Source organism: Candidatus Defluviilinea proxima (assembly GCA_016721115.1).
Classification (GTDB): Bacteria; Chloroflexota; Anaerolineae; order Anaerolineales; family Villigracilaceae; genus Defluviilinea; species Defluviilinea proxima.
Genome location: JADKIW010000001.1, coordinates 1435297 through 1460571 on the forward strand (window position 1 = coordinate 1435297; position 25275 = coordinate 1460571).

Here is a 25275-nt window from a genome sequence, read left to right on the forward strand (position 1 = left end):
CTCCACCACCTTATTCGCCAACTTCAATATTCACATCAGCGCTCATGCCCCACAGCAGGCTTTGCGGCTGTTTGTCGAAATCGATGGTCACGGTGAAGACTACATCACCGCCGAGCGTCGAGCCGATGCGGTCGATGTCAGTTACTTTGCCACTGAACTTCTCGTTCAATGCTTCGATGAAGATGGAAACGGATTGCCCGTCGCGTACTTTTGTCACATCACGTTCGCTCAGGTCGGTGGTTTCGATCTGATACCGTGAGAGGTCGGCCAATAGAATGACAACCTGTCCGGGGGTGACCGTTTCAGCGGGGGAGATGTCAACAGAGACAATTACGCCTGCGAAAGGAGCTGTCAGATTCGATTGCGATTCGAGAACCGCTTTCGCTGAATCGACCAACGCTTGCGCGCGCTTCACCTCATTTTCCTTCACTTCGATATGTTGATAACTGGGAGCGCATCCCTTCGATTGACAGCCGGTCATGCGGATCAAATGGCTGAGATCGATCTCTGCAAATGCAAGATTCGCTTCGGCTTCCTTCACTCTTGCTTCGAGGATTGTGGTGTCCAGTTCGACCAGCACCTGTCCCGCTTCGACCCGGTCCCCAGCCTGCACATTGACCGAAGTGACCTTTCCTGTGCCGGAAAAGGATAGGTTGGCTTTAGTGACAGGGATGATGACCGCAGCGGCAGAAATGGAATTGGCACTGCTGGTCTGGTTATCGTTCGGTGAGGTGTTGCTTCCGTCCAACACAAGTGTTGGGATGGGAGTGGCTGTGGCTTGTGAGCCGCAGGCAGATAGCACCAATGCGATAATGATCGTTATTAATAAATATACATTCTTCATTCTTACTCAATCTTCCGCATGTGCAGAGATCAGGCCCCTACACATGCATTCTATGTTTAGGATTTTCCGTTGACCTTTTCGTCTTTTACGATCAGGCCGTCTTGTAATGTAACGACACGATTGGCATATTTGATGACACGCGGATCGTGTGTGGCAAAGACGAAGGTGGTGCCGGTCTCGTTGTTGAGTTTCTTCATGATTTGCATGACCTGCTCGCCGTTTTCTGTATCGAGGTTGGCAGTGGGTTCGTCAGCGAGGATCAGTTTGGGATCAGTGGCAAGCGCTCGGGCGACAGCGACGCGTTGTTGTTGTCCACCGGAGAGCTGGTCGGGACGATGATTCGCACGAGCGGTCATATCCACACCTTCGAGCAATTCCATCACGCGTTGTTTGCGTTGTGCCGCGTTCTTGCCGTTGAGCAGGAGCGGCATCTCCACATTCTCGTAGGCAGTGAGGGTAGGGATAAGGGCAAAGAACTGGAATACGAATCCGATCGTGCCCTTTCTTAAATCTGCGCGCTGGTTGCGGTTGAGATTTGTGGTCTCTTTACCGTCGATGACCACTTTGCCGGAGGACGGCTTATCGAGACAACCGATGAGTTGCAGTAATGTGGTCTTGCCCGAGCCCGAAGGCCCAACGAGGGATGTGAACTCACCATCATTGATGGTTATGCTAACGCCTTTTAAGGCATGTGTTTGTACTTCACCGATCTTATAGACACGGGTGACATCTGTTAATTTTGCGACTTCCATTTTATTCTCCTTTATTGTGCGCTGTGCAGTGCTTCTACAGGTTCCATGCGGGATGCCATCCGCGCGGGATAGAGCGACCCAAGCAGGGTAACAATGAACGCGGTAATGATCAGATTGATGGCTGTATCAAGCGTCAGGTACGGGTAGATGCGGTCCGGCAGGACCATCCCGCCGCTGATGCCGAGATCTCCAAAGTAAATGCCAACCTTGCCAAAGTAAGTGGCAAGCCCCCAGCCAGTCAATGCGCCAAATGTGACGCCTCCCAATGCCAGCAGACTTGCTTCCGCGATAAATAGCGTGATGATCTGTCTGCCTTTCATGCCGATGGCACTGAGGATGCCGATCTCACGCATGCGTTCAAAGACGGACATAAGCAGTGTGTTTATGATGACGATGGCCGTCACACCCAAGACGATCAGATTGATGAAGGTGATATAGGCATTCGAAAAATCGTTGATCAACACGAGCAGTTCATTTAACTCTTTCCATGTTTTGACCTGGAAGCCCGTGCTGGGAATCGCGGCGGCAACGGCATCTGCATCTTCGCGGTCTTTCAACATCACAAAGATCATACTGGCATGGTCGCCTGCACCCGAGAAAGCCTGCGCCTTTGCCAACGGCAGAAGGACAACGCCTTTATCGTAGGCGCTGGTGCCAGTGGTGAAGATACCGCGCACGGTGAACATTTGCTCATCCACTGTGCCATCGGATGTGTTGACGAGCAGGTTGATCTGGTCGCCGACCTTCAACCCGAAACTCTCTGCCAATGGGTAACCGATCAGGATCCCTTCACGGTCATCAGCAGTGATGAATTCACCATCGACCAGTGTGCGATACGGATCGTTGGCAGACGAAGCAGGGTCAATGCCCATGATCTCGACGCCGATGGAATCATCCTTGATGGAGATGATGCCACTCGCGTTCAAACGCGGAGTTGCAGTCTGCACCTGATCCAACGTTTCGATCTGCGCTGCAACCTGCTCCGGGGTTTCGATCAGATACTCCCACGCGACAGAGAGTTTGTCGGGGTCATAGTCCGCATCACGGACCTGGATGTGCCCACTGTTGAGGCGGAGTGTGGTTTCCATGGAACTGCGCATTTCACCTTGAAAGAAGGCGCCGATGAACATCAATAGGGCGGTCCCCAGTGCCAGTGCCAACCCCGAAAGGAACGAGCGGCGGCGATGTCTGCCTAAATTACGATAAGCCATTTTGAAATAATTGATCATAGTTATTCTCCAAACCTGACAGGTTTTCTCTAGGTGTCTAACGAGCAGACTTACCGGTTTTCTGCATAGCTTTTCCAGAAAAGGTTCTGCGGAAACCTGTCAGGTTTTTTTATTAAACGTAGTGCAACGCCTCCGCTGGTTCGCGCTGTGACGCCTGAATGGCAGGGTACAAAGCGGCCAACGCAGAGATAATGGCAACTGTCAGCGCGTGCTTCAGGATCTTCATCGGCACTAGACTGGTGTAAATGCGTCCACTGATGAGCGCGGTGTATTCGGTCAGGTTGGCGAATGCGCTGTAGTCCATGCCGTAATAACCGAGTATGCTGTAAATGAGTGTGCCCAATACGGCACCGATCACCGCACCGGCTATACCGATCAGTATCCCTTCCAATAGGAAGATGAGTGTGATCTGGCGTGGTTTCAATCCCAGTGCGCCGATGACGCCGATCTCACGGGTGCGTTCGAAGACGGCCATCATCAATAGGTTGAGGATACCGATGGCAACGATCCCGATCATGAAGGTGCCGAAAACACCCATCACACCGGTCTTCATTTCCAGCGTCTCTTTCAATTCAGGGATGCTGGTCTCCCAACTGGTTACTTCATAACCGGGCGCGGCTGTATTGATGGCATCCATCACTCCAGGTTCCTGACCGATCTGTTTCAATGAAACGACGATCTCTGTCACCTGACCATCCAACCCAGACAGGGCCTGTGCCTCAGCAAGAGACACGTAAATGGTGGCTTTTTCTACATTCGGCACACCGACATCGTAGATGCCCTTGACGGTCATGGTACGCTGGCGTTCTTGCTCGTTCTTTGAGTTGGCAACCATCGTGATGCGGTCGCCCACGTCAATGTTCATCGCAGTGGCAAGTCCCTGACCAATTACGATCAGGTCTCCATCCTCAGTAGAGACGTAATCTCCCTTTGAAATATTGTCTGCTACCGGGCTGATCTTGGACTCTTTCTCCGGTTCGATGCCAACAACGGAAACTGCAAACGCGCCTTCGCGGTTGGTTACCAGACCACCAGTAATAATACGCTTCGAGGCGGCAACCACCTCTGCTTGTGACTCTGCGGCTGCGACAATCGCATCCGGGGCATTCATGGGGAGCAGGGGTTTGCGTCCCACTTTTTCGTTATAACCGGGCGCATGGACTTGCACGTTACCTCCCAGCAATTGAATGGCATTGCCGTAGATGGCTTGTTCAAAGCCGGCCACCACGCCATCGTACAGCACCAGCATGGCCATCGTGATACCCATGCCTATGGCGATCAGGAAGGTCCTGCGGCGTTGTCTCCACACGTTACGCCAGGCAAGTTTTAAATATAAGATCATTGATGATCTCCTTTCGAAAAGTTTTTCTTACTCGTACCGTAGCGCTTCCACTACGTTCATGCCTGCAGCTTGTCTTGCCGGGATGATCGCGGCGAACGCACCGAACAATAAACCGATGGCGATGGCTGTCAAAATTCCGCTTGCAGGGAAGAGATAACCCAACGGGAAGATACCAGCCATGGCAACAACGATGACATAACCGAGATACAGTCCGCCTAAAATGCCGAAGGCGGTGCCGATCGCTGCGAGCAACAAGGCTTCTATTACAACCATCGTACGGACCTGTTTGCGTGTGCCGCCTGCCGCACGGATCATGCCGATCTCGCGTGTACGTTCAATGACACTGATGGTCAGCGTGTTGACCATGGCGATCAATGACGGAACGGCGAGTAAAAGGAAAATGATATACAAACCACTGAATGCAATGTCCATTTGTGAGCGGAGGGATTCGTAATACTCCGTGCCGGAGACCACTTTGAAGGTCGGGTAGTTTTCTGCAAGAGCGCGAATAGCTTTATCTGCGGCAACACGGTCCGCATCTTTCTTTAAGTTCAGTTGAAGGTACACATCGTCTGTTGCGCCGAAATCTGTTTGCAGGTTAGCTTGCGATATGTAGCCTGTGACCACTTTCGTGTTGAGCATATCGGTACCCATGGCAACGATGCGATACGTCAACGTGCCGTTGGGTGTGACAAGATCAATGGTATCTCCGACTTGTTTGCCAAGCCCGACCAACAAGGCGCCGTTCACGATGATGTTGCGTCCCTCTGCAAGGGAAGTGTAGGCAGAGTTGTCGTCAGCGTAGAGAGAGCTTTGAAAGTAGAGACCAGATACGGCTGGGTAAGAGACGGGGTCAATTCCCAAAATGGAGATCGCCTGACCGTTCGATTTCGCGTTGGCAAAACGAAGCGTGCTGATCTGGTCCACGCCATCAATGGCTTTGAGTTGTTCAGCAAACTCTGGCTTTGCACCTACATTGCTGCCCCACAGTGCGATGGCGGGCGGAATGAAAATGTAGTCACTGCCAAGGTTGTCGCGCATCATGTCATACAGAACAAACGTCAGGCTTGAGATCATGCCGCCGATGGCCACGATGATCGCGAGTGCCAACATACTGGTGCTGGCAGTCACTGCCACACGCGAAGGCTGGCGTGTGATGTTGCCCTGTGCCAGTTCACCTATGCCTTTCCTTGCATAGAACAACGCGATCACTCGACCAAAGATAGATGCGAATGGACGTACCAACGCCGGGGCGATCAACACCAAACCAAGCAGGAAGAGAAATCCACCGGGGATGATGAATGCAGGTTGACCACTGAGAATGGCGATAACCGTAAGCACGATGATGATCACGCCTCCTACGAAGCCGATGCCTGTTTGCCGGTCAAATTGCGTTTCTGCCACTGACGGCCGCAACGCTTCGAGCGGGGTCACATTGCTGGCGTTGAACGCGGGGATCAACCCAGCCGTAACTGTGACACCCACGCCCAGGAAGATCGAGCCGAAGAAAAGCAACGGCGAGATCACAGGGTTGCCAAGATTTAAATTCACAAATTGGCTCATGAAAGGTTCGGCGAGGCGAATGGTTCCCCAGCCAAACAGGTAGCCAAGAATTAATCCGAGCCCTGTCCCAATGATTCCTTGTAAGAGACCTTCAGCAACGATGATGCCGATGATGGTGCGGCGATTTGCGCCAAGCGCGCGCAATAAACCAATATCACGGCGTCGTTCGGCGATCACGGTGCGGAATGTGTTAAAGATGATGAACCCGCCCATGAAAAGCGCGAGCACACCGAAGACGTTGAACATCGTCTGCGCGAGCTCAAGCGAAGCGAACATCTCTGTGCCTGTAAGCAATGTCCCGACCTGATACTGGTCGCCTAGTGTGGTTTCGATATTTGCTTGCACCTCAGCGCGGCGTTCTTCCATCGCCATCGCTTCGGTGTTGATGTTGATCGTATTGATCTTGCCAGACGAGTCAGTGATTTTTTGTGCATCTGGCAGGTTGACCCATACAGTCTCGTTGCCCGGCGCGATCTTGGCAGGGAGGATGCCGACGATCGTTAATTCCGTCGTGCCGTCCACGCTTGGGATGCGGAAGGTATTGCCTACATTCACTTTAAGTGTGTCGGCGAGTGTGCGTGAGATCAAAGCGGAGGCGGAGTCATCGGCTTGTAAATAGCGGCCCTCCATCATTTGAAAAGCGCGCAACGAGCGTTCTGCATCGGGATCAATCCCGATGAGCGAAATGGCTGTCACGTTATCTGATTTGTTTGAATCCTTATCGAAGAAATCCGCAGGGATGTTGATGGTGCGTGCCAAAGAAGGTGCATACACGCGGACACCATCCGCGCCCTGCAGTTTGTCTGCGACCGTTTGCGGGAATGCTTCACCGGAAACATGGGTGACGCTGTAATCTACAGCACCTTCCGCGCTTTGCACGTTGACCTGTAAAGCATTGAGCATGGTCGGCATGATGATGTTCATGCCGAAGATCACCACCACACCGAAAATGACCGCGAGGGTGGTGAGAAATGTGCGTAGTTTTCGCCCAGTGAGATAGCGGGCGGCGAGAGTGAGTTGGAGATTCATGTCAATCTCCCATTTCCTTTACTTTACCTGCCACGAAGTCTGCGGTTTTGCCGTTCTTTCGTTCAAGCAGTGTTTCATCCACGACTTTGCCATCTTTGAGGAAGATGATGCGGTCGGCATAAGCGGCAATGCGCGGATCATGTGTCACCATGACTACAGTGCGCTTGTATTGTTTTGAAACATCGCGCAACAAACTTGCGATCTCATCACTGGAGCGTGTATCGAGATTGCCGGTGGGTTCATCAGCGAGGATCAGTTCAGGGTCAGCGACCAGAGCACGGGCAATGGCGACGCGTTGTTGCTGCCCGCCGGAGAGTTGATCGGGACGATTCGCGAGTCGATCCGCAAGCCCGAATTTGGTCAGCCATTCTGTGGCTTTTTCCTTCGCCTCGGCCGGTTTCACGCCATCCAGCGTGATGGGCAGAGCGGCGTTTTCCAAAGCATTCAAGACCGGAATGAGATTGAAGAACTGAAATACAAAACCGATCCTGCGACGGCGCAGTTCTGTTAACTGATCGTCATTGAGGTCACTCAGATTATGTCCGCCGATGAGTACGTTTCCTTCGCTGGGCTTGTCCAACCCGCCGAGCAAATGCAACAGCGTAGACTTGCCGCATCCGCTGGGGCCCATGATGGCAACGAATTCACTTTCCCTGATCGTAACGTTGACGTGATCAAGTGCGGTGATCGCTGTAACACCAGCGCCGTATATTTTTGTCAATTTTTCAACTTGAATGTTAGACATGATGTTTCTCCGTTCCATCTATAAAAACAATTTCCTGATTATTCTTTGCCATCAGCAGGCAGATGCTCTTTCGTTTCCTTTTTTGGACGTCCGCGCCGCCGTATTTCGGGCTCGGGGAACGGCTGGCCTTTGATCGCTTCCAGCCGCATCTCGATCATGTCCAGCCAGCGCAAATCCGCTTCGAGGTGCATGATGGTTTTGTCGGTCAGCAGGATCTGTGCCATTTCGATCTGCGGGTCGTGTGTATCCCGTTGGGCCGTGGCATCGTGCAGTTCCTGATACAGGCGTGAGCGTTGGGTCTGGATAATGCGCGCCGGGTCCGCTTCTCCGGAGACCAATCCGATCATCAACTTGACAAAGAACTCGTCACGTTGATGTTCCGTGGGCACGCCATCATCGAACCAGCCCTTCAAGGCATCACGTCCATCCCGGGTGATGGCATAAATGCGGCGGTCTGGTTCGCGGCCCTCGCCCAAGTCCGATTTGGTTTGCACCAGCCCCGACTCTTCCAATCGTTCCAGCGTGGTGTAGATCTGGGCAGGCTTCACATCCCACGTGGCTTCACCGACGACAGCCGAGAAGGCCGCATGCAGTTCATATCCATGGCGGGATTTTTGAGCGAGCAATCCTAAAATGGCATTTCTGACCGACAAAGAGAATTCTCCTGAAAAATAGTATACAGGTTACTAATTATGCAACGCGCAAAATAATATACGAGTTACTATTTTTTGTCAAGAGGCTTTGGATAAAAAAAAGACCCCGAAAACCGAGGTCTTTTTTGGAAGAATATCCGGCAGATTACGAGCTACGCTTCTCTCGTAACTTTAGCCTGAGGTTTCTTCGAGAAGCCGAATCTCCCCCAGAATAATTTCAGCATTAATCCCGCCCGCCAAAAGGCGACAGCCGCCATCCCATGCGCAAGGACTGCGAATAAGGGCGGTGTTTGATTCGTATAGTAAGTCCAGCATTCGCGGGTAGTGCCCCATAACTCAAGGTAATATCCCAACCCTGAGCCTGCTACAAAAGTGAGTAGTGCAAAGCGATGGTCTGTTGGGGTGAAGATGAGGAGAATACACAAGATCAACGCGAACCAGGTAAAGGACTTGTCAAAGGTTGGGGAAACAAAGATCAGCATCAAGGCCAGAAAAGATGCGAATGTGATCCAATACAAAATGATAAATATGGAACGAGAACTGGTCGGTTTGAGACGTTGTTCGATCATCCAATTGATGAAGCGGGTAATGCGGTCAATGGATAAAGATGCAATCGGCCACGCTGGGATGATCCACAATGGCGGGCGTTCAGCGGTGTAATAGTGCCAGAGATTCGTTTGCGTGCCCCATGATTCAATTGCCAACCCTCCGCAGATACCGACGAAGATAATGAGCAGATCTGTTTTGAGATTTGCATGGGCCATGATCGTGATGGACATGAATGCAAAAATGCCAAGCAATAACCAGTCCATATATCGCCACCACGGGCCGTGCCAGTCGACGTACTTGAGATATTCCTCCGCGAGCGGCCACCAGATGTAAACGATAAGGAAAATAGTAAGCATGAACCCGCCCAGCAAGATACTGCTGTCGCGGGTCCAGAGTTTTTTTAGGGTTGACTGTACTTGTGACATGCGAAGTGGTTTTGCGCCTCGCTGTAATAATATATTCGGCGGTTTATTTGCCGGGCAGAATACTGCTTAGGGCTTTTGTCAAACTCTGCAATTCGCCTGCGTGACCTTTGATCTTATTCACATCGCCTGTCTTTAACCCGGATTGCACATCAGAAATAGTCCTGGATGTATGAGCTTCATTGTCAATGATCTTTTGCGTCATACTCTCAAGATTTACAAGCAAATCCACGATGTTTTTGGGGATGATCGGCAAGCCTTTGACGATGGGGAGCAACCCATCGAGGATGTTATTCGCAATACCGGCGTACTTAACTGTCAATGCATGAAGCGTGCCAATAGAGTTGGTCAATTCAAGCGCGACATCTTGTATCGAGTCGATCATAACCTTGTGTTCGTTGATCATCTTGGTAATGTCGTTGAGTGAGCCGGTCAATTTATCTGAGAATTTGACCATTCCTGCAGATGTTGCGGGGGTATTAGGGGTTGGCATAACAATCTCCTTTTTATAATTTGCACAACTATACAATATTTATGGAACAAATACAAATCAAAATGAATTCATATGGCTATCAAAAAATCTTTTTGTTTATAAAAGGTTAACGTGTGCAAGCGAGCCAAATGTTATAATCTTATTTGTGAAATCAGGGCGTTCCCTGAAATATTTTGATATTCATACATGTATGAATGAAAGGAATTTGAACCATGAGTCTCTTCAGTAAAATCCTCGAGAAGATCGGTATTGGCAAGAAAGATGAAGTTGCTGGTGCCACAGCTGCTGCGGCTGCCGCCCCTGCAAAACCTGCGGCTCCTCAGGCAGTAGCGGCAACTCCCGCTAAACCTGCGGCCCCCGCTACACCTGCCAAACCTGCTGCGCCTGCAACTCCTGCTTCGCCTGCTATACCCGCTGCCTATGCTGGGTCCACTGGCAAGTCGATGCCTCCTAAGGCAATCTCTCAGGTGGATGTAGTCAAACACCTTGAGGAACTTGCCAAAGGCAAGAAGCTTGATTGGAAGGTATCCATTGTGGATCTGCTCAAACTACTTGATATCGATAGTAGCTTCGAAGCCCGCAAGGAACTGGCGACCGAGTTGGGCTGTCCTGCCGACCTGATGGGTGACTCAGCCAAGATGAACGTCTGGCTTCACAAAGAAGTTTTGAAGCAGATCGCGGCTAACGGCGGCAACATTCCGAAAGAATTGTTGGACTAATACAAAGTAAATTACAAACAGCGTGGACCTTATAAGGTCCACGCTGTTGTTTGAGATATAACCATCAATAGGCTCTATGTACCTTGTTTTTATATTTGACTTCACATAGAATTAATTGATCTAATCAGTGGGAAGTTGCACTCGTTTGGTATCGAATTTTCTGGCATTGTGTGAGGAGGTGCTTGCAACAGAAATAATAAAGAAATCATCGCAACCTGGCATAATATATTGTTCAATTTCATATCGTCTTTTGTTTGAGGAGAAACAAACATGACAAAAACTTTTTCGAAAGTATTTTCACTGGCGCTCATACTGGCGTTGGTGATCAGTGCGTTGCCTGTACAGAATGCACTGGCTCTTGGTGGGGGATCCGGCTCTATAAGTCTAACTACCTTGGGAAGTGCATATACCCAAGACTTTGATACCCTTTCTAACACAGGGTCAGCAAATACCCTTGCACTTGATGGATGGTACCTAAACGAGGTAGGATCCAGTTCAGCGAATAATGGACAATACAATACAGGCACCGGTTCAGGCACAGGCGGGGATGTATATAGCTTTGGTGCTGCCGCTACTACAGAACGTGCTTTTGGTACCTTGTTTAGCGGTACATTGACACCTACTATTGGTGCACAATTCACGAATAACACTGGTAGTACAGTAACATCGCTTGATGTTTCTTATGTCGGTGAAATGTGGCGTGCCGGTGTAGCGAATCGCAATGCTGCGGATCGCCTCGATTTTCAACTGAGTACTGATGCAACCAGCCTGACAACTGGCACCTGGGTTGACTATAACAGTCTCGATTACAACAGTTCAAATATCAATACAGCGTCAGGTGCATTGAATGGCAATGCATCGGGAAATCAGACCTCTGTGAGTTTCTCGATCACGGGGTTGAGCATTCCGAATGGCGCTTCTTTCTGGATTCGGTGGAACGACACTGATATTGCTCCAGGTGCAGACGATGGTCTCGCAGTAGACAATTTATCGCTCACTCCAAGTGGTTCCATTACCCTTCCAAATCTAACTATTACCGATGTCTCTGTGAGCGAAGGAAACTCTGGCACAACATCATTCATTTTCGATGTGAATCTTTCGTCGCCAGCTGGTGTGGGTGGCGTGACCTTTGATATTGCCACGCAGGATGATTCTGCTACTTCTCCTGACGACTTCACATCTGCTTCCTTGACAGGACAAACGATTCTTGCTGGTAGTTCAAGCTACTCGTTCAGTGTTTTGGTAAATGGTGATCTTGCAAACGAAGCGGATGATGCTTTCTTTGTCAATGTCTCGAATGTGACAGGTGCGTCAGCTATAGATGCACAAGGTGTTGGGAGTATCCTCAATGATGATGCGGCCGATGTAGCGCCAGAAGTTGCCAGCACCTTCCCTGTTGATGGTGCTACAAACTTCCCGGTTGGCTCCAACCTCACTGTGACGTTTAACGAGCCAGTCAATGTCTCTACTTCATGGTTTACATTATCTTGTTCTACAAGCGGAAGCGTAACCACCTCGTTTAGTGGTGGACCGACCACCTTTATGCTTGATCCGGGTATCGCGCTTGTTAATGGCGAAACTTGTACATTGACGGTATTGTCGGATCAGGTCAGTGATCAGGATGGAAATGATCCGCCTGATAATATGGTTCTCAATTTTGTCGTTGGTTTCACTGCTTATGATGTTTGTTCTGATTACACACCGATCTACTCCATTCAAGGTAGTGGGCTCTCTGCCGCCATTACCGGCAATGTTTCTACAAAGGGTGTTGTGGTCGGCGACTTTGAAGGGACTGCTGCCGCTTCCGGTTTCTATATTCAGGACTTAACCGGTGATGGTGATGCAACAACCTCCGATGGTATCTTCGTCTACACGGGTAGCTCTGATTTGGTCAGCGTGGGGCAGGTAGTACGTGTGACTGGCTTTGCCCGCGAGCGTTTCAACCAGACCACTCTCAATGGTTCCAATAGTAATACTGCTGCCGTCACTGCCGCGAATATTGTCAACTGCGGTACCGGCTCAGTTGCCGCAACTGATGTAACTTTGCCATTTGCGAATGCGGACTTCCCCGAACGTTACGAGGGTATGTCTGTGCGTTTCCCACAACCATTGGTGATCGCAGAATACTTTAACTACGACCGCTTTGGCGAAATCGTTTTAGCTCAGCCTTTGGCTGGCGAAACCCGTCCATTCACTGGTACGGCGGTTGATGAACCGGGTGCGGCAGCCAATGCTCGCGCTGCTGCGAATGCTCTCAGCCGCATCACACTTGACGATGTGCAGAGCGCGCAAAACCCATCCACACTTCGCCACCCGAATGGACTTCCATTCTCGTTGAGCAACCTCTTCCGAGGTGGTGATACAGTACAAAACGCGGTCGGTGTGCTTGGGTACGATTTCAGCCTCTATCGTATTATCCCAACGGGACCGGCAGACTATACCGCGGTCAACCCACGTACTACTGCTCCTGAAGCTGTGGGCGGTACCCTTCGCGTCGCCGCGATGAATACGCTCAACTTCTTTGTTACAGCAGATTACCCATCGGGTGCGTTGGATAACAAGTGTGGCCCCGCTAATAGCGTGGAATGCCGTGGTTGGGATAGTGACCAACCTCTAGAGTTCACTCGTCAACGTGACAAGCTCCTCACAGCACTTTCTGGTTTGGATGCCGATATCATTGGCTTGAACGAATTGGAGAACTCGACTGGTGTTGAACCTTTGAATAGCATCGTGTCCGGATTACCTGATTATGCCTACATCAATACAGGCACCATCGGTACTGACGCGATCAAGGTGGGTATGATCTACCGCCCTGCTAGTGTTACACCGGTTGGTGATTTCAAGCTTCTCACATCAGCGGTTGACTCCCGCTTCATTGATACCAAGAGCCGCCCATCATTGGCACAAACTTTCCAAGTCAATGCGACCGGCGCACGCTTCACTGTAGTGGTCAATCACTTCAAATCCAAGGGTTCTGCCTGTGACGATATTGGTGATCTGGATCTTCTTGATGGTCAGGGTAACTGTAGCCAGACTCGCCGCAACGCCGCCAAAGCTTTGGTGGATTGGCTCGCTACTGACCCAACCGGTAGTGGGGACCCCGATTTCATCATCATGGGTGACCTGAACTCTTATGCTCAGGAAGATGCAATCGATGAGATCAAGGCCGGTTCAGACGATACCATCGGTACCAGCGATGATTTCACGAACTTGATTTCCAACTTCCACGGCGCATATGCCTACTCCTACACGTTCGATGGACAGGCTGGTTATCTCGATCATGCCTTGGCAAGTGCAAGCCTGCTGCCTCAGGTTACCGGCGCGGCCGATTGGCACATCAACTCTGACGAACCCGATGTGCTGGATTACGACACATCCTTCAAGCCCGCCGCACAGGATGCACTCTACGAAGTAAATGCCTATCGCACCTCTGATCACGATCCTGTTGTTGTTGGCCTCGTTCCCAATGCAGCTCCTACGGTTGATGCCGGTGGACCATACTCGGCGTCTGAAGGCGGATCGGTCACACTCAGTGCGGCTGGCTCCGACCCGAATGGCGACAGCCTGTCCTATAGTTGGGATCTCGACAATAACGGTTCCTTCGAAACTGCCGGCCAATCTGTCAACTTTGCAGTTGATACTTTGGATGGACCCGCCAGTTACACGGTCAAAGTAAAGGCCACTGACCCGGGCAATCTCTTCGCAATTGCAAGCACAACTGTAGATGTTTCCAATGTTGCCCCAACGGCAATCTTGAATGTTCCATCTGTAGTAAACGAAGGAACGCCCTTTGGTATATCGTTTAGCGGCGCTTTTGATCCTTCCAGTGCCGATACACTGGCTGGTTTCCACTATGCGTTTGATTGCACTGGTGGTTCCCTGGCTTCTGCAACATACGCCACCAGTGGGACAAACGCCACCGCCAATTGCACCTTCCCCATTTATGGACTTTACACCGTACGTGGAAAGGTTATGGACAAGGACGACGGCAGTAATGAATACACCGTAGTCATTCTGGCTAAAAATGTCACATCCATCTTGGATAACTTCAACCGTGCGAATGGCTCACTAGGCTCAAACTGGAAAGGTTCAACAAGCACCAGTTTGTATCGCATCGATAGCAATAAGGTCGATGTGCGAGGCAACGGCGCGATCTATTGGAAAAATGCCTTTGGAGTTAACCAGGAAGCCAGTGTACTTTTGAGTACAGTAGACACAGCAGGTAGAGAGCAGGACTTGCTGTTGAAAGTACAAGGCGGCATCTCTCCCAATTGGGGTGCGGGTGCGATCGAAGTACTCTATAACGCTCCCACAAATAGTGTGAACGTCAACACCTTCCTGCCTTCCACACTGACATGGTTTGAATACCCCAGCATCCCAGTTACCTTTGCGAATGGCGATGAACTTGGCGCACAGGCGTTGGCAACAGGCGAAGTGGTGATCTTCAAAAATGGTATTGAAGTAGGGCGAGTGACAATGAACTCTGCCGACCAAACCTTCTTTAACACTAGAGGCGGGAATATCGGTCTCTGGTTCATCAATTCCACCAGTACCTTCTTCGACAACTTTAGTGGTGGGAATGTAACACTTCCTTAGCTGGTTTCTTCACGATAGTTTGTGAAGTAGCCTATCGATTACAATGGGAGCGTCAGCGAATACTGGCGCTCCCATTTCTTCTAATATGCCCCCCAATCATTTTGTAACACACAGCCTGAGTGACACGCGGATCTTACGAGTCTTATCCTCTGCATTGAATGCAGTTGACCCGGCGAATGCAGTACGAAAATACCTGCCAGATCTCAATGGTAATGTTTATGGGTTAGGAATTGGAAAAGCCTCCATCCCCATGCTGAAAGCTCTTGCGGAAGCATATCCGCTCTCTGGCAAGCTCGCCATCAGCAAACACGCATCACCATCTGACCTCAACCTGTTTCCCGTACTATTAGGCGGGCACCCGGTCCCAAACTTGGATTCGCTCCGCGTTGGTGAACGCGCCCTTGAATTCGTTGCCGCTTTGCATGAAGATGACACGCTCGTCTGCCTGATCTCAGGTGGCGGCTCTGCCTTAATGACCGCGCCTTATGTTCCCATCGAAGATCTGCAAACCCTTACATCCCTTTTACTGGCCTGTGGCGCACGTATTGACGAGATCAACACACTACGCCGTCAACTTGACCGCGTCAAGGGCGGAGGTCTGGCGCGTGCCACAAAGGCAAAAGTTATCAGCTTGATTCTTTCGGATGTGATCGGCAATCCGCTCGAAGCAATTGCATCAGGGCCGACAATTCCCGACCCAACAACACGACAGGATGCGCTCAATGTTTTGAAGAAATATGGGATTGAAGAAAAGGTTCCAGATTCAATTCGAGTCTTTTTAGAATCACGAGACTCGCTCTCGCCTTTCCAGAAACAAGCTTCTGGATTCCATATTATTATTGGCGACAACAAACTCGCTGCGCAAGCCGCAATGGAGCAGGCGCAACGTGAAGGTTTTGATACTGAAATATTGACGAATGAATTACAAGGGGAAGCGCGTGAAGTTGGGGCGATGTTGGCACAACGACTTCGTGATGCAATTGCAAAAAGAAAACGTCCGTTTTGCCTGATCGCAGGCGGAGAAACCACCGTTACCATAAAAGGTAACGGCAGAGGCGGGAGGAATCAGGAGCTAGCTTTGGCCGTAGTAAACGAACTCAAGGATTTGGAGAATGTGTGTTTGATCTCACTCGCCACTGACGGAGAAGATGGCCCTACAGATGCGGCCGGTGCGGTTGTGACAGGTGAATCCGCTCAAAGGGCAGAAAAGCTTGGGGTTGATGTGGCAGACTATTTGTCCAGAAATGACGCGTATGCTTTTTTCGATGCGTTAGGCGATTTGATCCGAACCGGCCCCACAGGTACAAATGTCAATGATTTAGTATTTATGTTTGCGCTGTAATGTTTTATTCGCAATTGGAATTGTTGTCACACACAGGTTGTTGCAGTGGGCACTGTAAGTTTGATAATGGCGTTCGGATATATGTAGAACGATTTTCGTCCAAGATAATGACCGCAAGGGCATCAAGATACTTTGTGCTTTTACAGCCGATCACAAGAACATCACTAGCATGGGGAAAATACTCTGACGTGCTTCCAGGTAGAATAATCCCATGTTCTCCATCTGGACCGATCAGGGTGAACGTTGTGCGCGGAAACGGCATTTTGACCGTTGGGTAGAAGAAGGGATCCCCTTGATCCTTTTTGTAGGAACGCGGGTATAACGCACGGCCAACAAGGATCATTGCGTCTGGGCTTTTACGGAATGTATCAATGGAAAGCGTATCGAGTCCGACAGCATCTAGATTCTGTTTGTTTTCCGTGATGATGTGTTCAACAGAGAAACCTTGATAACGTTTAACGTGTAATGTTTCGGAAAGTGGGATAAGCGCGCCGAAACCTAGTAAAGCGACAACAACGACCACAGATTTTGAAAGTTTGGTTAATGTGAGTTGGTTGCCGGCTGTATCTTTTGTGCCATCGGATTTAAATTTCCAGTCGGTGCCTACTGAATTCACAACCCAAAATATCACTTGAAAAACACCCAACAGAAAATAGATCGTAACGATCCAATCCATGGGGACGATATATCTTCCGCCAGAAGTGCGTGCGAACGCATTGGCCAGGTTGTAAAACATAAAGATGGCAAGAGGGGCAATACCACGAAGACCATTCCGATCCCATGCAAGGGCAATTCCTAAAATAACAAAGAATACATTCAAAACAAAAAAGAATAATGTCCACGGAGGAAATACTCCATCCCAACTGGGACTCCAATAGGGATTGGCCATGATCACATGTCGTAAATTGTCCATAACTGGCGATGTGGGCAGGATCAATAGGGAAGTGATAATGTTGTGTAGAAAATGAGTTGGGACAAAACAGGTCACTGAAGAACACACCGTAACATCCTGTACAGGATCGTTGCCTAGATATAGGATCGAAATCAAGTGTGTGCTTTGCAATACAGACGCCTGTGTTGTGGGGACTATCGGGACAGGGACGCTTGTCGATGTTCTATATCGTTGGTCAATGACATTTTGGAATTTAGTGATAATGGGGCCGTACATTTGCCCACCGAGGGAACGGTTACGTAACTCCCAAGGCAACGTGATCGCTATCACTGCGAAAAGGATCAGAAAGGAATGGAGCAACCATCCTTTCCAATCAGGGGCGAATTTGAAAAAGGCATATAACGGAAGAAGCGCTAAAAGCATCAATGCGTTTGTCCGTAACATCAACGTGAAACCTAATGCCCCGCCCAGCCATAAAGCGTAATGCTGATTTTTTTTCGGTGCCTTCAGCCATTCACAAGTTATTAAAACAACAAGTGCCACGCCAATTGCCGCAGGAAAATCTGTCAGGATCATTTTTTGATTGGCCATGTCGATCATATTGCTAGCCGCGATCGCATTGATGCCCCTCAACATTGCGACAAGTGCGGCGGCGAATCCCACTGATCGCAGGTTGAACGACCTTCCGATTAAATAAATAAGCGCAGGTAAGATCGCAAAGATCCCTGCTTGAGCGGCCATCAAAGTTTCGTAGTTTTGTCCAAAGAAGGTATGCAGATAAAGTAGAAAGCTTAAGTAAAGAGGGCGCTCAAAGAAGAATGTGTTATAGAAGAAAAGCTTTTGCCCGATCAATGCGAACTGGCTTCCCACATCGAAAGCAAATGCGTCAGCAAATGGATATAAAGTCTGATTTGGTGGATAAGGCCCGGCAAACAAAAAGCTTTTTTGCAAAGGTTCACGTGCCCATAAAAATGCTGTTACTACAAAGATCAGAAAGAATATAGCAAGATCAAAATTCTTGAATGTCCATTTCTTCTCCACCTGTAAAAATAACAACCCGCCAATGATCGCCACGATCAATTGTCCAGCAAGGATAGGGACCCCGGCGCCATACCAAAAATCCTCTAAAGAAAAGACGCCGGTTTTGCTGAATAACATAAATGCCAGCACAACCATACTGGCAAGAAAAAGAAAGACACTTCCTCGAAGGATTTTCAAATCAATAGGGGATTTTTTCCTACTTACAAAGATCATTACCAAAGTTGCTATGCCTGCAAGCAGGATGAACAATATTATTGGCTGAAGACGTATCCAGTAATTTTCCAATCCCTTTGCGTAATACGTTGGGACGAAAACCCCGATCCAACCGACCCCGAAGCTGATTCCACCCAACCACCTTGTCACACTTCCAAATCGTCCATTGCCGAACCATTCTTCAAATGTCGACTCCGCCCAAGTTTGGTCTTTAGCAGATCTAATCGTCAGTAGAGAAAAGAAAATAAAAACAGTAAACAACCCCAGCACAAGTAGGAGCCGTGTGATAGATAGCCCTAAAAATATTGCGTTGCCTGATTCCGAGGGAGAGATCAAAAAGCTAGTTAACGCAAGAATTGCACAAAGAGCGAGTATTGTGCAGTATATGAAAAACATCTTTTGAGAACTTTGAAACTTTTGCATATAAATACTTGCCCCAGAGATGGCAATTTATTTAGCCATGAGTATAGCCTATCTTTTCCTAGTATTGTTCTCCAACCATAAAATAACAAAACATCCACCAAAGATAGCTGATATAAAAATTGTGTTTGCCCAAACAGGATGAAGTGGCAGGGCGATAAAGGCCAAGCAACCGACCAAGATGGCAGACACATGCATTGCTGTCACAGCCTGAGTTGGCGACATGTTTAACTCAATAAGTCTATGATAGATATGATCGTGCCCGGCTTTGTAGATTGGCACTTTTTGCCTTAACCTTGAATAAACCACCAGTGTAGTGTCAAAGATAGGAATGCTGAGGAGCAATATTGGAACAAACCAAGATGATGGTTGTGGTAAACCCGGAGGGGTATAGGCAAGAGCTACCGAAGCCAGCACAAAACCCAAAAACTGCGCGCCAGAATCACCTAAAAATGCCTTTGCTGGCACAGAGTTGAAAAAAAACATACCCACACAAGAACCAAGTAATGTGGCGCTCAAATATGTCAGATCTGATTGATTTGCATCTACCGTAACAAGCACAAAGAATGCTCCGGCAATAGCTGTAAGGCCTACAACGAGACCGTCCATACTATCCACCAAATTGAATGCATTTGTCATCCCTATTAACCAAAAAAATGTCAGCGCAATATTCAAGGATGGGTGAGGGAGCATCCTTATATAAATACCCTGCCAAATCAGGATTGCGCTCGCGATACATTGACCTAGAAGTTTCCACCCTGCTGATAAACCTTTTGCATCATCCCAAATCCCGAACAGGAAGATTGGAATGGATGCGAGAAGAATAGGGAAAATATCTCCAGTGAATAACTTGCCACCTCCAACCGTTATAAGGAAAACCGCGAACATGATAGCAATTCCACCTGCCTTAGGCACCGGATTCTTATGAGTCTTATGCGGAGCACTGTGAGGTATATCTATCAGCTTGAAATGGATGGCTATTTTTATGCTAAGGGGAGCTAATAGCAAGGTGATGGCAGTTGCCCCAAAAAGTGGGACAACATACTGCAAGATCATAAAATACTCCGGTGATTAGTCACGGATGAATCATTCTGAAGGTTTGTTGGTGTTTACCAAATTTAATGATGTTTTTTGGTAAACCAATAGGGTTTGTTCAATGATCATATCTAGACTGAATTTTTCAAGGGCAATTTGCCGACCCATATATCCCATTTTATCACGCAGAGCCTTGTCTTTGAGAAGGGGTTCAATAGCATCTGCCAACGCCTGTGCGTTTTGAGATGGAACGAGAAATCCATTTACCCCGTGAGTGACAACATCTCTACAGCCAGGTACATCTGTAGTTACAATGGGTAAACCGCATGCACATGCTTCAAGAAGTGCGTTGGGAACACCTTCGCGGTAGGATGGCAGGCAAAATATATCTGCTTTTGCAAGGGCTACTGGCATATCGCTTTGCCAACCCCAAATATCCACAAGGTCAGACTGTTTCCATGAATCAATCTGCCCGAGCGGTATCGAGGCTGGGTTGCCAGGATCAGGCGTCCCTGCGATGGCGAAGCGTGCTTTTACTCCTTTTTGTTTGATTAATTGCGCGGCCTCCACAAATTCTAGAACGCCCTTTGTGGCGAGGAGTCTGCTTGCAAAAAGTACGGTGGGGATATCGTTGTTTTTTAGAGTTGGGTGAAATTTATTTACATCCACTCCAGTACCAAGGATGAGATTAGTTTGTTCGGAGTTTAATAGTCGATTCTGAATAAAGGTATCCCGGTCTTCAGGGTTTTCAAAAATGACTTGCGTTTGATGCAAGCTTACACGATACAGGATTTTGGCAAGGATACGCACCACACGGGTGATAAATGATGTATCTATGAAAAGATGACCAAGACCGGTAATGGAGTTAATAACGCGCTTGATATTCAATATATGAGCGGCCAGCGACCCATAGATCACTGGTTTAATGGTGAAGTGATGAACAACATCTGGCTTTACCCGACGATATATGTCGGCCAATCGCCAAAGAGTTTGTAGCTCTCTAAATGGGTTGATGCCCTGACGGGAAAGCGGAAATGGTATCCATTCAAAGCCATTTTCCTGAAGGAGAGTCTGAAAGTCGCCGGGCGGAGAAAGAAGAATCACTTCATATCCTTGTGACCGTAACTCTTTTGCAAGGGCAAGACGAAAATTATAGAGATACCAATCAGTATTGGCAAAGAGAATAGCTTTAGACATTGTGTTTATGGCTGTTTCAATGTGATATTTATAAGCTATGTTATTTGTTCTGTAACAGTGTTTTATACAAATTGTCGTATGCTTGGGTCATTTCGTGTAAGCCATATTCTTGTAGAGCTTTTTTACGTGCGACAGTTCCCATTTCCATGCGTTGGGCGGGGGATCTTAACAACTTACCGAGTGCATGTGTGCAAGCTTGCAGATTATTGGATTCAAAAACATAACCACAATCCTTGGTAACCAGTATAGGATGGTCAGCAACATCACTTAAAACGCAGGGTAAACCAGCGGCTTGTGCCTCCATGATTGCAATAGGGCGCGCCTCGTATAAAGATGGTAGCGCAAATAAATCAGCTTGACTAAGTAGATTGATGATGTCTGAACGATTTCCGTAGAAATATACTGTATCTAATAAATTTAAATCCGCCGCCATTTTTTCAAGGTTTAGGCGATCGGGACCATCGCCAATAAGCCAAAGTTTGAATTTAAAACCTTGTTGTTGTAAGATGTTAGCCGCGTTTAATAGTAAAGGAATATTTTTTTGAAATGTAAGCCTTGCGACGCAAACAACTACTGGGATATCGTTTGGTATGTTTGTTTTAGGTCCATGAAAAGAGTCGAGATTGATCCCGTAGGGTATGAAATGAAGCTGTTTAATAGGTACATATCGTTTCTGGATTGCACCCTCGTATCCACGTTGAGATACATGGACAATATGAGATGTCGTCATGTGATTGATACGAGCTTCAACCCATGCATATAGATTTTGACGCAAGATCGTTAAGTTTTTCCATTGGTAGTGGTAAGATGGTAGATGTAAAGTTAAAAGAGATGGTATTTTTTTTAATTCTAACAATGGCCGTACTATAAGGCCTGTGCGCGAGTCGTGCATGTGGACTATATCGGGTTTTAGTTTGTTGATTAACTTGTTGAATTGTGATATTGCTTTTGGGGCAAATATATGCTTTACATTCCATGTGTAAGCACTTCCATTGCATTTTTCCTTGAATTTAAGGGTAAAGTCTTTATTGGTATTTTCGTTTGAAAGAATGTCAAAGGCATATTTGTTGTGAAGAGAACCACTAATCTGTAAAATGAAATTTTCCATTCCACCGATTCCAAGAGACATAGCTGAAACATGTAAAATTTTTGGCGTCATCGTAATATTCCCCTTTTTAGATGCATGGGGTTTCCATGCAAAAATTCGGCAAATCTCCAACCTACTTTACCAAAAATAGAGAATGCCAAAAGTAACCAGAATGTTCTGTTACGAGGAAATGGTTGTAGCGTCCACGCATTTCTAAGATGCTTGATAGCTAAACTCGGCATCCCCCCCCAAAAACAGAAAGATGCCGCATGTACATGAACTTTATGCATAATTGGGAGATACTGCATGGTTAGGTGTGCTGGTATGGATGAATTAGTAAATAGTTTTTGATAGATTCTGACAAACTCGTTGGCAAACTTTGGCATTGCATTAATGGTTTTAGCACTTGAGTGCAGGCGTAGTGAAGCCATGTCTATTGACAAATGTTTCATAGACGTGATGAGGCCTATTCTTAGCCATAGATCGTAATCCATAAGATAGTGCAAAGATTCATCGAGAAAACCTGCCGCCTCAATAATATTTCTACGTATGAACACACTTGGTTGTGGAATATAATTTTCAGTATTATTTACTAGGGTATCGTAGCTAAAAGTATGGGCAGGATAGGCTTGAATAAAATTGTTTGTTTCATTGATGTATGATGCATTACCGTATATTGCGCCAATAGTTTGATCAGCAAGAAGTGCATTTACAGCATGGTGTATTGCTGATGGCATTAATAAGTCGTCGGCATTGACCCAGGCCAGAATATCACCGTGCGAGAACATCCAACCTTTGTTGATGGCTTCTGACTGCCCATTGTCTGCTTTTGAAATCCAACTGATTCTTCCATTGTATTCTTTTAGGATTTCAACAGTTCCGTCATTTGACCCCCCATCAATTACCCAGTATTCCAAATTTGGATAATCTTGATTCAAAACAGATTCGATCGTGGAGCGAATATACCGACTTTGGTTTAATGATGGGGTCACAATTGAAACTAATGGGAATTTGTTCATTTCTTCCCCTTGGACTGTATGGCGATGTTTAAGCTTTCTAATACTCTTTGCCCTATTTTTTCCCAGTTGAACTCGTTTTGATACCGTATATTCAAAGCCATTCCTCGCTGTTGTGCAATATCAGGGTGATCCAGAGCATCTTTAATTGCGGTGATTAAGGCGTTTTTATTGTTGGGATAAATTAGCCAACCGCTTATTCCATCCTCGATTTGTTCGGGAATTCCACCTGCTCGTGTAGCTATTACAGGCAAGCTAAATGATGCGGCTATTGGTATTACACCTGATTGTGATGCACTTGTGTAGGGCAGTATTAAGAGATCGCTTTTTGAAAAAATATTGCCAATCTCATGTTCGGGGATCCAGTAGTTCATGATTTCAATATCGGGTAAGTTATAGAGAAAATCGTGAAATGGTCTTAAATCGCCCTCGCCGGCTATTATGAGACGTATTTGACGAGTTTTGTGTAGTTCTGCATACGCTTGTAATAAAGTTTCTATGCCTTTGTATGGAACAATTCGCCCAAAAAAAAGGAGAGTAGGTATGCTCCTTTTTGATGATGGCAGGCTTGAGTTGGGTGTGATGCGGCGAAATAGCCCTAGCGGAATAATATCAATGTGGTTCTTTGAGATTCCGCGAGTAACCAGATCTTCCACAAGGTTTTTGCTTAAGATGATGCATCGTGTTGCTTTAGAGATTGATGCCTGTTCAAGTTTGCCATAAATCCATCCCATCAAGTCAGGGTGTGGTCGCGGGTCATGGACAAATGCGACGGACGGAACATCCTGCATTTTTTTTTGTATATATGCGTTCCATGGATGAAACATTGTAAAAAGCAATATATCAGGCTTATGTTGTTTAATTTTTCGGATAAGTGCATTAATCTGTAACGGAATTATCAGCGATATTATTGCAAATATTATGTTGCGAAAAGTTCGCGTAAACACTTTTTCTGCACGTAGTGACTTCCATGAGAATAGTTGTTCCATATCGTGAGAAATCACTATTATGGCTTCGGATTTTTCTTCAAGTTGTTGGGCTAATTCAAAACTTATCCATCCCCCTGCACCTCGCCTACCAAGATAGATTAGGGCAACCCGCATCTTGATGCCTTGGTATATTAATTGTGATGATTGGTGCGACAAGTCTTATCCTTGTTCAAAATGTGAATACTGTGCAGAGCAAATTGTTAATTTATATACAACATTTTCTATGATGGATTTCTACGAAAAAAACCTTTGATTAGATTTAAGATTGGCCGAATATATATAAGAAGGGGGCCATTTGTCACCCAAAAATAAAAGGAACCTTGGTATTTTTGTATGATTTGTTCGCGCACTAGTAGTTCTTTGTTTTGTGCTTGAATTACATTTTCTTTTGCAACTAGTTCATCTTGTTTGTCGATTTCACGAGATAGTGTAAATTCGTCGAAAATGCCTGGCGGTAAGTGGAATAGATCCATCAATTCTGAATGCTCTTTTGAGACGTAAAATCTATTTAAACCATCGAAGTAAGCAAAATTATATTCGGCAGAAACAATCAAAGGTTCCCACGTGTCGAAGGATGGAGTTGTTGTTGTTGGAATTGTCGCCTCAATCAAGAGTATCCAGGGTCGCCAGAGAGAAAGATCTAGTCCTTGCAATACTTGTAGTTCGGCCCCTTCCACGTCAATATTCATGAAATGAATAGGCACTTGAGAATGCTCTTTGAGGACTTGATTTAATGTTAGGGTAGGGACTTTTCGCTCAATTACAACCTTGCCCATTTCACGGTAAGTCTGTGCTAATTGTGGGTCACTTGTACAAAGCGCGGAATCAGACACCTCAAAGAAATTTATTTCACCTGGTGCATTGCTAACGGCTATATTCAGATTTATATCTCTTAATCGTTCACGGCTCAGAAGTGAATAAGTGATCGGGTCAATATTAATTCCGTGCCACCCTTGGTCATAAAATGCTTTCGTAACAGATAGATGTTTCGGGTCGTTAGCGCCAATATCTACATAAAACCCATTTTTGATGTGTTTTAATGCGCGCCAAAGCATGAGGTCTTCGAAGTTTTGTGAGTATGAGATAAAAGTCATAGAGTTGTCTTCG

Annotated in this window: 19 protein-coding genes; 3 read left to right on the forward strand and 16 right to left on the reverse strand. The window is 47.3% G+C overall.

The annotated features are described in order from the left end of the window. Positions 1–10 precede the first annotated feature (10 nt). The 9 genes from IPP66_06815 to IPP66_06855 form a co-directional block, all read right to left on the reverse strand. Positions 11–844, reverse strand: coding sequence for an efflux RND transporter periplasmic adaptor subunit (locus IPP66_06815; protein MBK9924990.1), 834 nt, complete (start codon positions 842–844; stop codon positions 11–13). A gap of 56 nt (positions 845–900) precedes the next feature. Beyond that, a complete protein-coding gene (locus IPP66_06820; protein ID MBK9924991.1) occupies positions 901–1596 on the reverse strand; it encodes an ABC transporter ATP-binding protein in 696 nt (231 codons plus the stop codon). Between the two features lie 11 nt (positions 1597–1607). Continuing rightward, a complete protein-coding gene (locus IPP66_06825; protein ID MBK9924992.1) occupies positions 1608–2825 on the reverse strand; it encodes an ABC transporter permease in 1218 nt (405 codons plus the stop codon). Between the two features lie 112 nt (positions 2826–2937). Further along, a complete protein-coding gene (locus tag IPP66_06830; GenBank protein ID MBK9924993.1) occupies positions 2938–4167 on the reverse strand; it encodes an ABC transporter permease in 1230 nt (409 codons plus the stop codon). 27 nt (positions 4168–4194) lie between these two features. Beyond that, complete coding sequence (locus tag IPP66_06835; protein ID MBK9924994.1) at positions 4195–6759, reverse strand: ABC transporter permease; 2565 nt, start codon at positions 6757–6759, stop codon at positions 4195–4197. A 1-nt stretch (position 6760) separates the two neighbouring features. Further along, positions 6761–7504: an ABC transporter ATP-binding protein gene (locus tag IPP66_06840; GenBank protein ID MBK9924995.1), complete on the reverse strand. Its 744-nt coding sequence runs from the start codon at positions 7502–7504 to the stop codon at positions 6761–6763. 38 nt (positions 7505–7542) lie between these two features. After that, the gene (locus IPP66_06845) at positions 7543–8157 is read right to left on the reverse strand and encodes a helix-turn-helix transcriptional regulator (GenBank protein ID MBK9924996.1); all 615 of its coding nucleotides are present in this window, start codon (positions 8155–8157) and stop codon (positions 7543–7545) included. A gap of 152 nt (positions 8158–8309) precedes the next feature. After that, positions 8310–9062, reverse strand: coding sequence for a hypothetical protein (locus IPP66_06850; protein ID MBK9924997.1), 753 nt, complete (start codon positions 9060–9062; stop codon positions 8310–8312). Positions 9063–9174: 112 nt separating this feature from the next. Further along, the gene (locus IPP66_06855; GenBank protein ID MBK9924998.1) at positions 9175–9621 is read right to left on the reverse strand and encodes a hypothetical protein; all 447 of its coding nucleotides are present in this window, start codon (positions 9619–9621) and stop codon (positions 9175–9177) included. A gap of 212 nt (positions 9622–9833) precedes the next feature. On the opposite strand from IPP66_06855, the gene IPP66_06860 reads away from it, so the two are divergent. The 3 genes from IPP66_06860 (at position 9834) to IPP66_06870 (ending at position 16278) form a co-directional block, all read left to right on the forward strand. Next, on the forward strand, positions 9834–10340 hold the full coding sequence (locus IPP66_06860) for a DUF3597 domain-containing protein (GenBank protein ID MBK9924999.1): 507 nt from the start codon (positions 9834–9836) through the stop codon (positions 10338–10340). A gap of 270 nt (positions 10341–10610) precedes the next feature. Continuing rightward, positions 10611–14936 (forward strand): ExeM/NucH family extracellular endonuclease, encoded by a 4326-nt coding sequence (locus IPP66_06865; protein MBK9925000.1) that lies wholly within the window; start codon positions 10611–10613, stop codon positions 14934–14936. 85 nt (positions 14937–15021) lie between these two features. After that, positions 15022–16278, forward strand: coding sequence for a glycerate kinase (locus IPP66_06870; protein ID MBK9925001.1), 1257 nt, complete (start codon positions 15022–15024; stop codon positions 16276–16278). 4 nt (positions 16279–16282) lie between these two features. Here IPP66_06870 and IPP66_06875 read toward each other — a convergent pair whose 3' ends face one another. The 7 genes from IPP66_06875 to IPP66_06905 form a co-directional block, all read right to left on the reverse strand. After that, entirely contained in the window at positions 16283–18574 is a 2292-nt protein-coding gene (locus tag IPP66_06875; protein MBK9925002.1) for a hypothetical protein, read from the reverse strand. A gap of 321 nt (positions 18575–18895) precedes the next feature. After that, entirely contained in the window at positions 18896–19900 is a 1005-nt protein-coding gene (locus IPP66_06880; protein MBK9925003.1) for an undecaprenyl/decaprenyl-phosphate alpha-N-acetylglucosaminyl 1-phosphate transferase, read from the reverse strand. Between the two features lie 30 nt (positions 19901–19930). Beyond that, a complete protein-coding gene (locus IPP66_06885; protein ID MBK9925004.1) occupies positions 19931–21076 on the reverse strand; it encodes a glycosyltransferase family 4 protein in 1146 nt (381 codons plus the stop codon). A gap of 40 nt (positions 21077–21116) precedes the next feature. Further along, complete coding sequence (locus IPP66_06890) at positions 21117–22235, reverse strand: glycosyltransferase family 4 protein (protein ID MBK9925005.1); 1119 nt, start codon at positions 22233–22235, stop codon at positions 21117–21119. Then, positions 22232–23182: a glycosyltransferase gene (locus IPP66_06895; GenBank protein MBK9925006.1), complete on the reverse strand. Its 951-nt coding sequence runs from the start codon at positions 23180–23182 to the stop codon at positions 22232–22234. The genes IPP66_06890 and IPP66_06895 overlap by 4 nt, the downstream gene beginning before the upstream one ends. Next, positions 23179–24324 carry a glycosyltransferase family 4 protein gene (locus IPP66_06900; protein ID MBK9925007.1) on the reverse strand — a complete coding sequence of 382 codons (1146 nt, stop codon included), beginning with the start codon at positions 24322–24324 and terminating at the stop codon, positions 23179–23181. The genes IPP66_06895 and IPP66_06900 overlap by 4 nt, the downstream gene beginning before the upstream one ends. Positions 24325–24389: 65 nt before the next feature. Next, positions 24390–25262 (reverse strand): FkbM family methyltransferase, encoded by an 873-nt coding sequence (locus tag IPP66_06905; GenBank protein MBK9925008.1) that lies wholly within the window; start codon positions 25260–25262, stop codon positions 24390–24392. Positions 25263–25275 lie beyond the last annotated feature (13 nt).

What these genes read in the sequence shown, in the direction of transcription:
- IPP66_06860 (MBK9924999.1), top strand. Translation starts at nt 9,834, where the DNA reads ATGAGTCTCTTCAGTAAAATCCTCGAGAAGATCGGTATTGGCAAGAAA.
- IPP66_06865 (MBK9925000.1), top strand. Translation starts at nt 10,611, where the DNA reads ATGACAAAAACTTTTTCGAAAGTATTTTCACTGGCGCTCATACTGGCG.
- IPP66_06830 (MBK9924993.1), bottom strand. Translation starts at nt 4,167, where the DNA reads ATGATCTTATATTTAAAACTTGCCTGGCGTAACGTGTGGAGACAACGC.
- IPP66_06885 (MBK9925004.1), bottom strand. Translation starts at nt 21,076, where the DNA reads ATGTCTAAAGCTATTCTCTTTGCCAATACTGATTGGTATCTCTATAAT.
- IPP66_06855 (MBK9924998.1), bottom strand. Translation starts at nt 9,621, where the DNA reads ATGCCAACCCCTAATACCCCCGCAACATCTGCAGGAATGGTCAAATTC.
- IPP66_06890 (MBK9925005.1), bottom strand. Translation starts at nt 22,235, where the DNA reads ATGACGCCAAAAATTTTACATGTTTCAGCTATGTCTCTTGGAATCGGT.
- IPP66_06840 (MBK9924995.1), bottom strand. Translation starts at nt 7,504, where the DNA reads ATGTCTAACATTCAAGTTGAAAAATTGACAAAAATATACGGCGCTGGT.
- IPP66_06825 (MBK9924992.1), bottom strand. Translation starts at nt 2,825, where the DNA reads ATGATCAATTATTTCAAAATGGCTTATCGTAATTTAGGCAGACATCGC.
- IPP66_06880 (MBK9925003.1), bottom strand. Translation starts at nt 19,900, where the DNA reads ATGATCTTGCAGTATGTTGTCCCACTTTTTGGGGCAACTGCCATCACC.
- IPP66_06835 (MBK9924994.1), bottom strand. Translation starts at nt 6,759, where the DNA reads ATGAATCTCCAACTCACTCTCGCCGCCCGCTATCTCACTGGGCGAAAA.
- IPP66_06815 (MBK9924990.1), bottom strand. Translation starts at nt 844, where the DNA reads ATGAAGAATGTATATTTATTAATAACGATCATTATCGCATTGGTGCTA.
- IPP66_06905 (MBK9925008.1), bottom strand. Translation starts at nt 25,262, where the DNA reads ATGACTTTTATCTCATACTCACAAAACTTCGAAGACCTCATGCTTTGG.
- IPP66_06895 (MBK9925006.1), bottom strand. Translation starts at nt 23,182, where the DNA reads ATGAACAAATTCCCATTAGTTTCAATTGTGACCCCATCATTAAACCAA.
- IPP66_06850 (MBK9924997.1), bottom strand. Translation starts at nt 9,062, where the DNA reads ATGCTTACTATTTTCCTTATCGTTTACATCTGGTGGCCGCTCGCGGAG.
- IPP66_06820 (MBK9924991.1), bottom strand. Translation starts at nt 1,596, where the DNA reads ATGGAAGTCGCAAAATTAACAGATGTCACCCGTGTCTATAAGATCGGT.
- IPP66_06870 (MBK9925001.1), top strand. Translation starts at nt 15,022, where the DNA reads ATGCCCCCCAATCATTTTGTAACACACAGCCTGAGTGACACGCGGATC.